Below are 13,233 nucleotides of genomic sequence, written 5' to 3' on the forward strand. Positions count from 1 at the left end.
TTTGTTCCAACAATAGCATGTGGCGAGGGCTGAAGACAACCCTGAGTTGAGTTTGGGGAAAAAATAAATTCCACTTAATGGAAGGATGTTCTAAAATAAAAATAGTCTTTGTTAAGCTGTTCAGCACCTCAAAATAATTGAACTGGAGGTAAAGCATGGGAATCGAATGGTACGATATGATAGCTAGAAGAAATGGTGGTTATAAAAGCAGAGCTGTATTTACAGTCGAGGGGAAATCCGCTGAAGAGGTTTTTGAAGAACGCTTGATGACTATGTTGCCTAACTTTAAATCGGTTATGGATGCTGGATGTGGTCATGGGGAATTCACGTTAAGGATGTCTAGTTATGCTCGTCAAATAACAGGATTTGATAATTCTCAGGAACTAATTAGTATTGCACAAACATTATTAAGTTCTAGTAACGTCCAAAATGTAAATTTTATCTATGCTACAACAAAAACACAAATGCCTTTTGATGACGAGGAATTTGACTTGATTTATGACCGAAGAGGACCAACTTCTATTATTAATCACAGTAGATTATTAACCTCTGGCGGGGTTATTTTTGGAATTCATACTAGCATAGATGCTGTAAAAGAGCGTTTATTTAAAAATAGATTTAAAGATATAGAAATCGAGGAATTAAATGAAGCAATTTATTACTTCCCTAATGAGATGGAGTTTGCGAAATTCTTATCAGATATACCTGGTAATCCCGATTACACTTCACCAGAACTAATAAATGAACTTGAAGAAAAGATTAGAGAAAATGTTATTGAAGGTAAACTTGGAGTAAAAGAACACAAATACATATGGAAAGCAATTAAACCTTAAGAAGTTGATGGAAACAAGATTGCGCTAACGCAGAACGAGAACATAAAACAGGGGTTGATTGTTACGGACAAAGTTACGGCTAAAGTAAATTTTAACATGTCTTAACAAAACCTTCAAAATACAGCGCGTAACTTATCACGTTATCGGTCGTCTACCTCTAAAAAGGGATTATTTGGAAGGTAGGGGTTTGCGAATGAAACGAGGGTATTTGTATGCCGTTTTGTACTTAGCACTTATGTTGGCTTCCATTGTGTACGCGTCACCAGCGAGCGCCAATTTACCTGTTTCCAGCCTGGTGGTGCTTAAGGATGTGCCTATCTACGACGATAATCGCGACACAGAGCATCAGGTTGGGGTAATTTCCGCAACACAGGAGCTTAAAGTCAAGGAAACGGTGCCGAAATGGGACGAGAATGAGGAAATCAAATGGTTTCTAGTTGAGACGTGGCTTGGCGACAAGTGGATTCAAGCTAGCGATAAGGTGGCAACCGGCGGCTATCGCCAATTGGATCGCGTCATCACCTTAGTGCAGGACACAGCGCTTTTCGAAACGGAGTTCGGCGTCAAATGGGTACTCGAACCATTTATTTGGGAAGATGTAAAAGCCGCGGACGTTTCGTTCAATGTTTTTCTTTCGAAAACTGCAAGCGTGTATCCGTATCCGCTGGCTGTTAAGGAGCAGGGGGAAACGGTTGATCCTGGCAAATTCCCTGTCAAGGCCGTATGGATGAAGGGTGGCAGGCCATTCGAAAACACCACTTGGTTGAAGGTAGCGCTGCCAAACAACGAAAGATGGTTATTGCTGGGCAATGACATCAGCATGCAGGTTACGCTGCATACGGAGACACGAAAGTTCAGCGCACCCTACGAGCAGTTTGAACAAACCGAATCGCTGCAGCCCGGTACCTATACGATTTTTACTAACTCGGGAGAATGGTCTTGTGTCGAGACAGATTCCGGAAAGTTTTGGATTCGCACGAGCAGCGCAATGCAGGGTGATTAAATTTTGTTAGGAGTAGGGGAAGGTGTGCAATGCAAAAGGTTGTTAAGTGTATACTGGCGATGTCTGTGTTGTTTAGTGGATTAAGTTTTATGGGCACTCAAGCAATGGCGACAATCGATTTGATGGCAAATAGAAATTTGGTTGTCCTGGCGGAGACGACAGTATTGGATGACTATCATAATCCGGATTCAGTGGTTGGCTCAATATCCGGCATGCAGATGTTGAAAGTGGCGGACTGTGCTCCAAGTGCTCCAAATAAAAGTGATTGTTTAGCAAACGCAGGAGGTAAAGGGTATATCCTTGTTAAAACTTGGATGGGGAACAAATGGATCGAGGATAATGACAAAATCACCGCTGGCGACTATTGGGAAATGGATCGGGAAATGACCATTGTTGAAGAAATGAAGTTATATGACCAGCCCCATGTCGGTGTGTATTCGAAGGACGAATCACCCAAAGAAGTGCTTTCGCCACAAAAGGTTCATGTAACAGCCATGTATCGTTATTTATACAAAGGGGCTACATCCGCAAGAGCAATGCTCGAGGCTCCGATCTGGTATCGAATTTCTACGAAGCAACAGGGGCAGAAGTGGATAGTTGACCCGTTTGTACCAGAAGACATACAGAAGAATGAGCGGCCGAATGACAGGATCATTAAACTCACTGGGAGCGAATTGCTGTACGATTATCCTTACGAAGTAGCTGGACAAGGAGTGAAAGCGAATCCAGGTGTCGTTCAAATCGTTGCGAGCTCCTTTTTCAATGTGAAGATTCAAATTCAAAATTGGTTCAAGATTCAATTAGAGGATGGAACGTTCAAATGGGTTAAGACCTTTCCTCTTTTTGAAAATGAGAGTGCGCCACTGATACAGTTTGACCTATCTAACGAAAAGATCACACTTCGAACCGCCACGCGATACTTCGACATCGACGGTGACTCAAGCCTTAGTCTGCAAAACTGGCTGCAGCCGGGATCCTATGTAGCCGATAAAATAAATGACGGATGGGCACGTATACTAACCCCATTCGGATGGAAAGTGGTCAATCTTGATAGAGCGCCGCTTGAAAGGCCTCAGGGCATTACTGAAACACAAGAAATAGTAAAATTAACGCCAGACACAAGGACCTACTATTTTCCGTTGACGGGGGAAATTCACCATGATGCGGGCACTTTCAACGATCAGGAAGCCCTCTCATTTGAAAAGTGGATTTCCCCACCGGGGATCAATTGGTATCACATTTCAACTTACAGCGGCATCGTGTGGGTGCCAGAAAAACCAGATTTGATCAACTGATGAGGAAGTACCGATAGTTGAGGGGATTGCCTCGCGGCAGCTCCTCTTTTTAATGGGTAATGGTCAGTTGAAGATATAAATAACAAAATGAAAAAGTCGGATATCAATTCTTTATTAAGGGGAATTACAAAAATGACTCAGTTTACGGTAAACGACATGATGATAGCTTATTCCGAAGATGCCATTGAGTTAGCATCCAAAATGGGACTAAAACTTGATTACTCAGAAGAAAGCTTAGAGACAGTAAATGAAATATTAGAAAGGTATCATCAAGGAATACCAAAAGGCATAAAAAAACTATTTAGTAAGGGTCCCTCGGAAGAACAGATTCTGCAAATGAGTAAGGTTTGGGGAGGTTACCTTGGTGAAGTAATCAGGAGGAATCTAGGAGGAGATTGGGAAATGAGTAAAAACTTTAATAATGCAATTTCCTTGGTGGTAAGTTCAACAGAAGTTTATCCGCCAGCAAAGGTAAATAAGAGAATTCTCAATGGTAAAGAAGATGATATCTCTTTTTATTACAAGGTATTAAAACAACAATATTCAGGCTAGTACTTGAAGCATACATTCTAAAAAAAATTAGCCGGGGGAGTGGTATAAGACGGAAAGATTAAAGGAAAGAGCCTACGTATATTTATTTTATTGTGTACTTTTAGATATAAGAAGCGCTTCTTATGCTCATCGTATGAAATGGTGGAATCCAGCATCCTGGGCTCAGGCTAAACATAATTTGAATGAAATAAACAATATTGCGGATGTGTTCCATAACTTACCTGATTTTCTTGCTAATAGACCAGATGAATTTGATGAGAAATGGTTTTGGAGTTTCTTAAAACAGCGACTTCCTGAAAAATATGAGTTTTATTACCAAGTTTTTAATGAAAAGATAAACGAAAAAACTGAATGAGGAGAAACGATAGTTGGGGGGAGGTAAGCTTGTGGATTATGATAGAATCAAAAAGCTAATAGAAAATAGATTTCTAGGTTGGGATGTATATTATGAAAAATCGGGAGTTACTTTTTGGATAAGTTTGAATGATGGTAAGTTAAATTATTTTGAGATACAAGTAGTCCCTGGCATAGGAGTGGGTTTAACAAACAGAAAGAATATTCTTCCTCTCGATATTTCTATTAATAGTCACGATCTAGCTTTTGATACAATTGAAGAAGCAGTAGATTATCTTGATATGCTTATTCACAACTAAAATGTGCTCAAAGCAATAAGTGGCACAGCATATTATAAAGAAATAAAAACCCATATTATTAAAATTACACTAAAGAAAGAATCCTCTGCATGTAACCCTGGCCGGGCTCGCAGAGGACTGAGTAATAGACAGAAAACAATAAAAAGATAATCGATTATTATTTCTATCTCATTTTAGTTGCATCAGGCCACAAGCCAGTTACACTTTTTAAAGCAATATCTTGGGCTATGCCAAAGTCTGACTTCATTTTTTGTAAATTATCAGAACTATAAGAAAGGCTCTTTATTACTTTTGTTTTTGTATCTAGAACACCAATTTCTTCCTCAGTTCCATCTGAACGTTTAAATAATACATACCGTTCATCCCAAGCGATCTCTAAAATATTTGGTTTTACAACTTGTTTATCATCATTATTCAAAACAGCGATTTCATAAGGCCCTTCTCTACTGACCTGAAAGACACCATAGTTGTTGGGGAGCTCGACAAGACCTCGCTGGCGTTTCTCTAAATCCAGCAATCCTTTGTAGAATATAAAAGAAAGAATTACAATTATTAATACAAGACCTAATATGGAGTATCCAACTATTTTGCCAATCTTTTTTTTGCTAATTTCATATCACCTCAACAGATAATATTCTAACTATTATACCTGAATGTATTATAAGGGACGTTCAATATCCCAGAGTTGAGATTGCCTATGTAACCACTATAAACGAAAGTAACTATATCAAACTAGCTGAAAGATTTTGAGATCACTTACTCCTAGCGCCAAGAAGCAAGTACGAGCATTATCATTTCAAAGGTGGCTATAAAGACACTAACGGAGTACATATGTTCAGTGAATGTAAATGTAATATAATTGAAATCTTATTTTCATACAGCATTAATGAATCAAGCCTATAATAAACCCTGACCCCCTTTAAAATATAAAACTTAGACCCGCAGCCCGTAGCTGTGGGTCTCTTTTTGCAGGTGGTCAAACTAACGGGTAGTATAACATAAAATGGAAACAGAATGAAAAAAAATACTACTGCATTCTGAGTAGTGGGAGGAGCAAAGTGGACTTTTTTATAAAAAATATATTGATTTACTTGGTTATTGCTTTAGTAATTATTTTAATATTACTACCATTTAAACGTCTACAAGATATTTATAAAGTGCTTTTTAACAAAGTACTTCCTTACATAATAATGTTATTTTGGATATGGGTATTTTTTAATACTTTATACAGAATAGTAGTTACTCCTGAAACAGTTCGAAACGACTTTTTTAATTACCTTCACAGTGAAAGCATGCTTATTACTGCAATAATTTCAGTTCCAATGTTGCTTTGGCAAGGATGGAGAAAATTAAAAAGTCACCAGAAGTGACCAGTCTAGGTTATGACTTTAAACTTACAGGAAAAAATTGGATCATGACGAGTGGATGAACTCACCAAGTGCGGAATTTAAAGAACTATTGAAAGGTGTGCTCGAAGATGATTCAGAAAGAACAAGTAATGGACATGATAATAAAGGCCTGTCTGTCTTACAAAAATAGGTATTCGATTTACCTGAAAGATAATTATGAAGTAGGGGAAGAAAGACTACTTTATGTAGATATTACAGATTTTATTGATCATATGTTTGAGAGATACCAGAAGAGATGCATTGAAGAACTAGATAAGGTTTTTGATTGCATAGAAGAATTACATCTTAATGGAGACGATTATGTTAAGGAATGGGCAACTATTGGATTTCTAGAGATCTTCAGAACAAATTACTACGAGAGAATATTGAGCTTAATGAATTTAATATTTATTTAAGAACTGAATCAAAAATTTGGTGGAATAATTTAATTGATTTTTGGAATGGAAAGACAGGTTACGTAGGCGGTCCAGATAAGGATATATAAGAACGCCTCTCTAGATTATTCAGGGTGTCGGTGACTTCATCTAACACCATATTCACGCTTCGGGTCATTCGGTCCTTGGTCTGCCCGAGGCATTTTGGGATTAAACTAACGGGACACTTTAGCATAATACTCAGGGAGTAGATTGCCGCGGCAGTTGCTCCCTAATTTTCATTGAAGTAAATGGAGGTTTGTTAAGTAGGAATAAGGTAAAATGATATTTACGGAGGAAGATATGTCTTCATGCGAACCATAAGTGGTGATGCACTAAAAAAAGGAGGGCAATGCAGAATGGAATTCAAATTTGGGGACGCTGCTATTGTTCTCCCCCCTTTACACATTACGATTATTGCAATAATTATTATTTTCTTTTTAATAAGGTGGAGCAAGCAATTAGAAACAAGACGTTTTACGGTTTTCTTTTACTTTTTGATTAGCACTTTCATTACTCCAATTTTTTCTCGCGGTACAACAGATGGTGTCTTTCAGCTATGGATTCCCTTGGGATTTATAGTGGTTTTCTTTTACTTGTTTCGCAGCAAAAGAAATCATACATCTAAAATGAAAGCGAGTATTTTAGGATTTTCCATAGCATTATATCAGTTAATTCTTCAATATGTCGGGTAGATTTTGATATTCCACTAACGGTGAGTGGTAGTTGAATAATACGGGAGTAGATAGTTACAGCTGGTAGCTGTTCCCTTTTTAAGGTAAACAGGAGGTTAATTGAATAATGAAGGAGCTTAGTTATGTTTTTATTTGAACGGCAATTAGAGAGATATATAGAAGCATCAAAAGGCTTATTGGCAAGTGAAGGAATTGATGAAGTATTGCATTATTTTCGTCATGATGAGTATGAGATGGCCTATGAAGGTTTGTTAATTGAGCTTACAAATACCGGAGAGTATCCATCAAATTTTGATTTTTCGGAATGGAAGGAACTAGGGCAACATTATAGATTTGATAAAGAGGTTGTATTTGATAATTTTATTTGGGAAAAGTTTATCAATTGGGGTAAATCATTTTCCGATAAATCTTTGAGCTGACGCAGAACAGTTAGATTAGGCGGCCCTTCTTCTCATTTATACATTGAGCTTCCTATACGACACCTCACACTAACTTGTTTATACTTATGGAAGAAGGGGTCACACAATATTACTGACAGAATATATATGACACAAAAATGCGGCTTTTAAAATACCGATGAATAGGAGCTGTTATTAAATGAAAATGAAGATGAAAACGGTTTTATCATTGGTGGTAATACTTGCCGCACTTACAGGTTGCTTTAGCAAGGAAAGTAAGAACGCTGACACGACGCCACTTCAGACAACACCTACAACCTCAACGTCAGATTTTAAATTATCAGACCGAGAAAAAGAGGTGTATTACAACTTTCAAAAAGACTTAAATGAACAGCATTTAAAAGGGTTAGAACCAATTAGTATAGCAAAGTTATATGTTCAAGCAAGATTGGACAATAAAAATGATGTTGTATATGCACTATACACTAATAAAAGCGGGTATGTTCAATGGTCAAAAGAAGAAGATAAAAAAATCCCAAGTTCGGATAGAGGAACAAAAGAACAAATACTTAAAACATTTGCTAATATTGACAAAGGGAAATTCGTACAATCAAGCGATTTTGAAGGGTATATTGAGTATCAATCAATCGAAGAAGCAAAAAGCAAATCAGGCTTTAAAATGATTAAAAATGATGATGGTATTTGGAGTGTTTCATTTCAACCTATTCAATAACTAAAATACCTTCGTTCAACGAGGAACGATAATAAAGGAGCTCCTGAGGTGGCTCCAAGGTGCCGAAATATGCCGATCATGGGGGTTAATCTGGAATCATGCGCTATTTTACAAAAGCGATGTATGAAAAAATGCAGGTCTACGGGTATTTGCAAGTCGCCCCGCATCTAAACGAGCAAAGCGAAGAATTGAAAGAATGGTACATAACCCAAGGGCGCGACTACCGCTCCGAGGTACGTCAGCATTTTCTGCTCATTGAACCACTTTTACTCAAGTATTTGCCGGACTTTCGCGTATCCGCCATATTTGCGCAATTCGTAGCGGAAACCGAAGGGCGCTCCGAAGAATTGACCGTGTATATCAATCAAATGGCTAAGGATCATGAGAAAGCGTGGGAAGAAACATGCCGGAATAGCTGGGAGGAGTATCAGGAAATCCGTGTTACGCTTCCCCAAAGCTTTACGGTGATGCGCGAAAAACATGACCTTCATGATGCCAAAATCATATCTGTTAATTCACCCGAAGACAGCAGTGTCATTGTCATACTGGACGGGAAAAGCTCGTTGGGATTATGCGGCACGGGATATCTGACTTTCGAAGATGTGCTAAGCTACGAAATACCTGAGGGAGTAGACGGAGATTGGTGGCTGTACGATGAAGTTCATTTGACGCCGGAAGGCCATGTGGATTTTAGAGCTTTGCTTCATGCCAACTCGGGCTCTTCCGAAGAATTCGTACACCTGCATGAATTGCGGATTATCGCTAAGGGCTTCAAATTCGCTTTGGTTAGAACTTAGGGAGGCTTAATATGGAATGTCAAGTTAGTAAGGGGATAATTAATTATGAAGTTTGTGGAGAGGGAAGCCCTATTATTGTGTTACATATGATGGGGACAGATCATCGATCCATGAAGTCGTGGCTTGAACCTATTTTTATAGAGAGAAATGAATGGAAGAGAATTTATGTGGACATTCCCGCCCATGGAAAAAGTGCAATAACCGATCAAGTAAAAGGTACGGATGATATGCTGGACATGATCATGGAGTTTATTGATACAGTTCTTCCTAATCAAATGTTTTCAGTGATTGGAGCGTCATTCGGGGGTTATCTAGCACAAGGAATTATTCACAAAAGAAGTGAGTCAATAAAAGGTATATGCCTGCTTGCGCCTGTTATTCATCTACCTGGGAGCGAGAGAAAACTACCGGCAAAGGTTGTTTGTGAAGAGGACTATAGCTTATTTGGAGAGCTTGATGAGGATATAAGTAATGCATTTCAATTACTCATGGTATATCAGAACAAATCAAATTTATTAACTTTCCTAAAAGAAATACAGCCAGGACGTTCGGTCGCAAATCGCGAATTTTTGGCCTCCGATTGGAGAAAAGAGGGCTATTATTTTAAGTTTGAGCCATTCAGCAATGTTGAACAACTGCAACAGCCGGCACTTATTATTTTGGGAAGGCAGGATTCGATATGCGGATTTGAGGATCAGATGAAACTTTTGAGAAAATTTAACCACGCATCTTTTGCAATACTTGATCAAGCAGGGCATATGATTCAAATTGAACAAAGGGAAACAACTATAAGTTTGGTGAAGGATTGGCTATTCAGAGTTGATAAACACAGATGACGGCCAGACTTGTATCATACCAACAATGAAAGCGTAAATACAGCTTTGCCTTAGCCGGAACTTAGCCGCCCAAGTGAAAAATCACATGGCGGTTTTTTTATTCCGTGCCCAGGGAGCCATGACGCTGCTTTCATCGACTGGTCTTTACTAGCTCTTTAGCCTGCTGCTTGCCCGCTGCCAAAAGGCTGTCGCTAAACTTGGCATCATTTACCGACCGTGCCAGTACAAGCGCGCCGACCATGATGCTAATCAGGGCACTGCCAGTTGATTTAGGGATTTGCGCCAGATCGGAAATAAAATCAATCATCCGCTGCAGCTCGCGGGAGAAGACTTGACGCACCTCATCGGAGGAGCGGGATATTTCACTGGAAAGGGCAGGGAGAATGCAACCCATCTCCGTTTGATCACGATGATACGAGCTTAAATAGAAATCGATAACCGCATCAATCTTAGGTCCCCCCTCCGCCATCTCAGCGGCTTTCTGCAAAAGTGAGATCGTATCGCTTATGGCATAGCGGCAAGTTTCAGAAACTAATTGTTCTTTATTCTCAAAATGTGAATAGAATCCCCCATGCGTCAGACCGGCACCTTTCATAATGAACGGCACACTGATGTCGCGTATTCCATTCGTACGAAACGCTTTAGCAGCGCTTTCGATGATACGTCCCCGAACTTTAATCTTATGGCCATCAGGATATGGCATCGCAATCACCTCTTCATGCAAAACTCGTCTTTAAAATATTATAGATATCATAATTTAATAAGTCAATTTCACGAAAGTGTTGACTGCTTTAAAATATGATGATTATAATATATTACGAACATCATATTTTAAAGAGTGAGGTGTAAGGCAAATGAAAACTTCCTTTTAGAAGATTAAAGGAGATTATTGGCAACAAAATGCAGACTATTTTAGAAAAAATGAATAGAGGGAGAACTGAACAATGAAGCTTAAAATGGGTTTATATTTCGCAATTGCAATTTTGCTTGTCGTAGGAGGTGCGCTTCTGGCTGTAAACGGAAAAGATGCCGTGAGCCAAGCGGAGTACAAAAAACAAGCCGTGCTTGAGGCAGAGCAGAAAACCGTTATTTACGACAAGGGGGCGGGGACAGTTGTCAATGTCAACGCGGCTGCTGGCGGTCCCGTCAAAAAAGGCACCCCTTTACTAAAAGTACAATCCGAAGGGGGCGAAGAGAATGTGTTGGCGCCGGATGACGGATCGGTTAGCCAAATCGCAGTAAAGCCGGGAGATCGTCTCGTGCAAGGGAAGCCGGTTGCCATTTTGCAAAAAAACACGTACTATGCGGACTTTTATGTACAAGAAGATCAGATTCAAAAGCTTAAGGTTGGCCAAAGCGTTAACGTTCGTTTTCCGTATATGAATCGCCCTGCGAATGTTGATGGAGTTGTCGCTACAGTTGCTTCCGCTCCTCAATTTGCGAGCTTGCGTATGACGCGCGAAAAAGGGCAAGCTGATTTAAGCATGTATGTCGTCAGAATAGCTATAGATGCCAACACCGATCTCCTTCCGGGCATGACTGCGGAGGTGGATCTCCGATGAAATCGCTGATTGAGGAGTGGAAATACATAGCAGGCAGCAAATATGTAATTGCCATCTTTATAGCTCCGCTCATTGCCGCTTTGTTTTTCGGGTTCATGTTCTCCAAAAATCAGATTAACAAATCGCCGGTTGTTGTCATTGACGAGGACCACAGTGCATATTCGCGGGAATTGACTGCCAAAATCAATGCCTCCCAATATATGAAGGTGACGAACGTATTCCCGAACCCCATGGATCCTGAAACATTGCTATCGAACGAAAAAGCCGTTGCTGTCATTGTGCTTCCCTCACAACTGGAGCTGCGCAAGCTGCAAGGACTGTCCTCCAATATTGGAATTTTAATGGACAATTCGATGCCTTCGGGGTTAACCGGGATTCGCACAGCCATTCAGGAAATCATCACGACGGAGAATATGACGCATTCCATGACCCGCCTCGCCTTGCAAGGAGTTGACCCCGAAACGTCGAAAGGGCTCATCGCCCCGTTGTCGCTTCAGCAGCGAATGCTGTTTAATCCGACAACAAGCTTTATCAGCACGATGGTGATTGGTTTTGTGAATATTGTTGCGTTAATGCTGACAATCGGTGCCGCCGGCTCAATCGCTCCTCGTCTTCGAAAGGAGGGGAAGCTGCTGGAGAGCGGCTTTTCGCCTCTGCAGCTTTGGGTCCGCAGTGTGCCATATGCCGTTTTGACTGCCATTTCATTGCTTCTAAGCTATGGATTATTAAAGCAAGTCGGAAATATGCGATTCGTAGCGGAGCCTTATCTTTTTATCGTGCCATTGTTGCTTTATTCTTTGGCCTTGTCACTATTGGCGATGTTTATTGGTTATTCAGCCAAAGATGCGTCAAAAGTAAGCTCGCGTATGAGCGTCATCTTGTATCCGTCGTTCCTTGTGACCGGAATTCAGCTAACCCCGCTTGCCTTGCCGACCTTTTTTCAAGTTACCGCTTGGCCCTTGCCAATGAACTGGCTTAACCGATTCATACGAGGAATGGGGTATCGGGGCGGCACGCTAACGGCCTATGGCTTGGAGATCGGGGCATTGCTGATCATTATTGGGGCTGCGTCCTTGTTCATCGGATTACTGATGCTTCGGGAAGCGCGTAAAGTGAATGCCATCGTGGAGCAGAATACTATCATCGGAGGCGAAATATATTAAAATGGAATAAATTGTAATATTTTTATGAGAGGAGGTGTGATTATAGCCAATAATTTATAAAAATGTGTTTGGACCATCTAATAAGAATGCGCTATGGTATGTTGAGGGTGCTTCGTAGGTTATGATAAGATGATAAGATACCAAGAGAAAAAATGAGGTGAGAGCTTGGACCGACTTTATGATATGCTACACTTTAACTCGGAGTTTGTAGAGAAGAAGGAATATGAAAAATATAAAGCATCTAGATTCAAAGATAAAAAAATGGTCGTTGTGTCTTGTATGGACGCAAGGCTTACGGACCTTCTTCCCCGAGCACTAAATATAAAGGATGGAAATTCCAAAGTCATTAAAGATGCTGGAGCTATTGTTTTACATCCATTTGGCAGCGTTATGCGCAGCATTATTGTCGCTGTATATGAATTAAATGCCGATGAAGTGTTTGTGGTCGGACATCATGATTGCGGGATGGGTTGCATTGACCCTGGCGAAACGATTAATAAAATGAAGGAGAAAGGGATATCTTCCGAAACGATCGACACTCTCGAAAGTTCGGGAATTAATTTGCAGCAGTGGCTGCACGGTTTCGACAGTGTTGAAGATTCCGTCAAAGGAAGCGTGCAAACGATCAAGAACCATCCCCTCCTGCCAAGAAACATTCCAGTTCATGGCCTTGTAATCGATCCGGAAACAGGAAAGCTGGATTTAATAGTTGACGGTTATAAACATAAGGAATCGTAGGGAAGCTAACAGGAACATCTCCCTCTAAATTGTTCGAAAGATGATCTCGCAGAGAATATAGAAGGAAAAACTCCCGTTAATTTGACCGAATTCAGAGAATTCTCATGAAATCGGCGCAAATAGAGGGAGTTTTTCCTGTTAAAAGGATCTGAC

The 13,233-nt window shown here is 40.1% G+C and carries 17 protein-coding genes; 15 read left to right on the forward strand and 2 right to left on the reverse strand.

Annotation, left to right across the window (positions count from 1 at the left end):
- The first annotated feature begins 155 nt into the window (after nt 1–155).
- The 6 genes from GC097_RS14515 to GC097_RS14540 all read left to right on the forward strand — a co-directional run bounded on the left by GC097_RS14515 (nt 156) and on the right by GC097_RS14540 (nt 4,336).
- Nucleotides 156–833: a class I SAM-dependent methyltransferase gene (locus GC097_RS14515; protein ID WP_171684018.1), complete on the forward strand. Its 678-nt coding sequence runs from the start codon at nt 156–158 to the stop codon at nt 831–833.
- 193 nt (nt 834–1,026) lie between these two features.
- A complete protein-coding gene (locus tag GC097_RS14520; protein WP_171684019.1) occupies nt 1,027–1,836 on the forward strand; it encodes a hypothetical protein in 810 nt (269 codons plus the stop codon).
- A 29-nt stretch (nt 1,837–1,865) separates the two neighbouring features.
- Nucleotides 1,866–3,131, forward strand: a complete 1,266-nt coding sequence (locus GC097_RS14525; RefSeq protein WP_171684020.1) for a hypothetical protein — start codon at nt 1,866–1,868, stop codon at nt 3,129–3,131.
- An 87-nt stretch (nt 3,132–3,218) separates the two neighbouring features.
- The gene (locus GC097_RS14530; protein ID WP_171684021.1) at nt 3,219–3,683 is read left to right on the forward strand and encodes a hypothetical protein; all 465 of its coding nucleotides are present in this window, start codon (nt 3,219–3,221) and stop codon (nt 3,681–3,683) included.
- Between the two features lie 133 nt (nt 3,684–3,816).
- Entirely contained in the window at nt 3,817–4,038 is a 222-nt protein-coding gene (locus tag GC097_RS14535) for a hypothetical protein (protein ID WP_171684022.1), read from the forward strand.
- A gap of 31 nt (nt 4,039–4,069) precedes the next feature.
- Entirely contained in the window at nt 4,070–4,336 is a 267-nt protein-coding gene (locus GC097_RS14540) for a hypothetical protein (RefSeq protein ID WP_171684023.1), read from the forward strand.
- 163 nt (nt 4,337–4,499) lie between these two features.
- On the opposite strand, the gene GC097_RS14545 is transcribed toward GC097_RS14540, so the two are convergent.
- Entirely contained in the window at nt 4,500–4,853 is a 354-nt protein-coding gene (locus GC097_RS14545; RefSeq protein WP_171684024.1) for a DUF3997 domain-containing protein, read from the reverse strand.
- Between the two features lie 960 nt (nt 4,854–5,813).
- On the opposite strand from GC097_RS14545, the gene GC097_RS14550 reads away from it, so the two are divergent.
- The 6 genes from GC097_RS14550 (at nt 5,814) to GC097_RS14575 (ending at nt 9,617) form a co-directional block, all read left to right on the forward strand.
- Nucleotides 5,814–6,140 carry a DUF7674 family protein gene (locus GC097_RS14550; protein ID WP_171684025.1) on the forward strand — a complete coding sequence of 109 codons (327 nt, stop codon included), beginning with the start codon at nt 5,814–5,816 and terminating at the stop codon, nt 6,138–6,140.
- A gap of 377 nt (nt 6,141–6,517) precedes the next feature.
- Nucleotides 6,518–6,853: a hypothetical protein gene (locus GC097_RS14555; protein ID WP_171684026.1), complete on the forward strand. Its 336-nt coding sequence runs from the start codon at nt 6,518–6,520 to the stop codon at nt 6,851–6,853.
- Nucleotides 6,854–6,975: 122 nt separating this feature from the next.
- On the forward strand, nt 6,976–7,272 hold the full coding sequence (locus GC097_RS14560; RefSeq protein WP_171684027.1) for a hypothetical protein: 297 nt from the start codon (nt 6,976–6,978) through the stop codon (nt 7,270–7,272).
- Nucleotides 7,273–7,450: 178 nt separating this feature from the next.
- Nucleotides 7,451–7,984, forward strand: coding sequence for an RNA polymerase subunit sigma (locus tag GC097_RS14565; RefSeq protein WP_216625775.1), 534 nt, complete (start codon nt 7,451–7,453; stop codon nt 7,982–7,984).
- Between the two features lie 98 nt (nt 7,985–8,082).
- On the forward strand, nt 8,083–8,781 hold the full coding sequence (locus tag GC097_RS14570) for a DUF4085 family protein (RefSeq protein WP_171684028.1): 699 nt from the start codon (nt 8,083–8,085) through the stop codon (nt 8,779–8,781).
- Nucleotides 8,782–8,792: 11 nt separating this feature from the next.
- Nucleotides 8,793–9,617, forward strand: a complete 825-nt coding sequence (locus GC097_RS14575; RefSeq protein ID WP_171684029.1) for an alpha/beta fold hydrolase — start codon at nt 8,793–8,795, stop codon at nt 9,615–9,617.
- Between the two features lie 130 nt (nt 9,618–9,747).
- Here the strand turns inward: GC097_RS14575 and GC097_RS14580 are convergent, their stop codons facing one another.
- On the reverse strand, nt 9,748–10,320 hold the full coding sequence (locus tag GC097_RS14580; protein ID WP_171684030.1) for a TetR/AcrR family transcriptional regulator: 573 nt from the start codon (nt 10,318–10,320) through the stop codon (nt 9,748–9,750).
- A gap of 241 nt (nt 10,321–10,561) precedes the next feature.
- Between GC097_RS14580 and GC097_RS14585 the strand changes: the two genes are divergently transcribed.
- The 3 genes from GC097_RS14585 to GC097_RS14595 all read left to right on the forward strand — a co-directional run bounded on the left by GC097_RS14585 (nt 10,562) and on the right by GC097_RS14595 (nt 13,080).
- Entirely contained in the window at nt 10,562–11,179 is a 618-nt protein-coding gene (locus tag GC097_RS14585) for a biotin/lipoyl-containing protein (RefSeq protein ID WP_246294255.1), read from the forward strand.
- Nucleotides 11,176–12,342, forward strand: coding sequence for an ABC transporter permease (locus GC097_RS14590; RefSeq protein ID WP_171684031.1), 1,167 nt, complete (start codon nt 11,176–11,178; stop codon nt 12,340–12,342). The genes GC097_RS14585 and GC097_RS14590 overlap by 4 nt, the downstream gene beginning before the upstream one ends.
- A gap of 165 nt (nt 12,343–12,507) precedes the next feature.
- Nucleotides 12,508–13,080, forward strand: a complete 573-nt coding sequence (locus GC097_RS14595) for a beta-class carbonic anhydrase (protein ID WP_171684032.1) — start codon at nt 12,508–12,510, stop codon at nt 13,078–13,080.
- The last annotated feature ends 153 nt before the right edge of the window (nt 13,081–13,233 follow it).

The organism is Paenibacillus planticolens (assembly GCF_013141725.1).
In the GTDB taxonomy this organism is placed as follows: domain Bacteria; phylum Bacillota; class Bacilli; order Paenibacillales; family NBRC-103111; genus Paenibacillus_E; species Paenibacillus_E planticolens.

Coding starts and splice junctions, on each gene's coding strand:
- GC097_RS14515 (WP_171684018.1), top strand. CDS start 156: ATGGGAATCGAATGGTACGATATGATAGCTAGAAGAAATGGTGGTTAT.
- GC097_RS14520 (WP_171684019.1), top strand. CDS start 1,027: ATGAAACGAGGGTATTTGTATGCCGTTTTGTACTTAGCACTTATGTTG.
- GC097_RS14525 (WP_171684020.1), top strand. CDS start 1,866: ATGCAAAAGGTTGTTAAGTGTATACTGGCGATGTCTGTGTTGTTTAGT.
- GC097_RS14530 (WP_171684021.1), top strand. CDS start 3,219: ATGAAAAAGTCGGATATCAATTCTTTATTAAGGGGAATTACAAAAATG.
- GC097_RS14535 (WP_171684022.1), top strand. CDS start 3,817: ATGAAATGGTGGAATCCAGCATCCTGGGCTCAGGCTAAACATAATTTG.
- GC097_RS14550 (WP_171684025.1), top strand. CDS start 5,814: ATGATTCAGAAAGAACAAGTAATGGACATGATAATAAAGGCCTGTCTG.
- GC097_RS14555 (WP_171684026.1), top strand. CDS start 6,518: ATGGAATTCAAATTTGGGGACGCTGCTATTGTTCTCCCCCCTTTACAC.
- GC097_RS14560 (WP_171684027.1), top strand. CDS start 6,976: ATGTTTTTATTTGAACGGCAATTAGAGAGATATATAGAAGCATCAAAA.
- GC097_RS14565 (WP_216625775.1), top strand. CDS start 7,451: ATGAAAATGAAGATGAAAACGGTTTTATCATTGGTGGTAATACTTGCC.
- GC097_RS14570 (WP_171684028.1), top strand. CDS start 8,083: ATGCGCTATTTTACAAAAGCGATGTATGAAAAAATGCAGGTCTACGGG.
- GC097_RS14575 (WP_171684029.1), top strand. CDS start 8,793: ATGGAATGTCAAGTTAGTAAGGGGATAATTAATTATGAAGTTTGTGGA.
- GC097_RS14580 (WP_171684030.1), bottom strand. CDS start 10,320: ATGCCATATCCTGATGGCCATAAGATTAAAGTTCGGGGACGTATCATC.
- GC097_RS14585 (WP_246294255.1), top strand. CDS start 10,562: ATGAAGCTTAAAATGGGTTTATATTTCGCAATTGCAATTTTGCTTGTC.
- GC097_RS14590 (WP_171684031.1), top strand. CDS start 11,176: ATGAAATCGCTGATTGAGGAGTGGAAATACATAGCAGGCAGCAAATAT.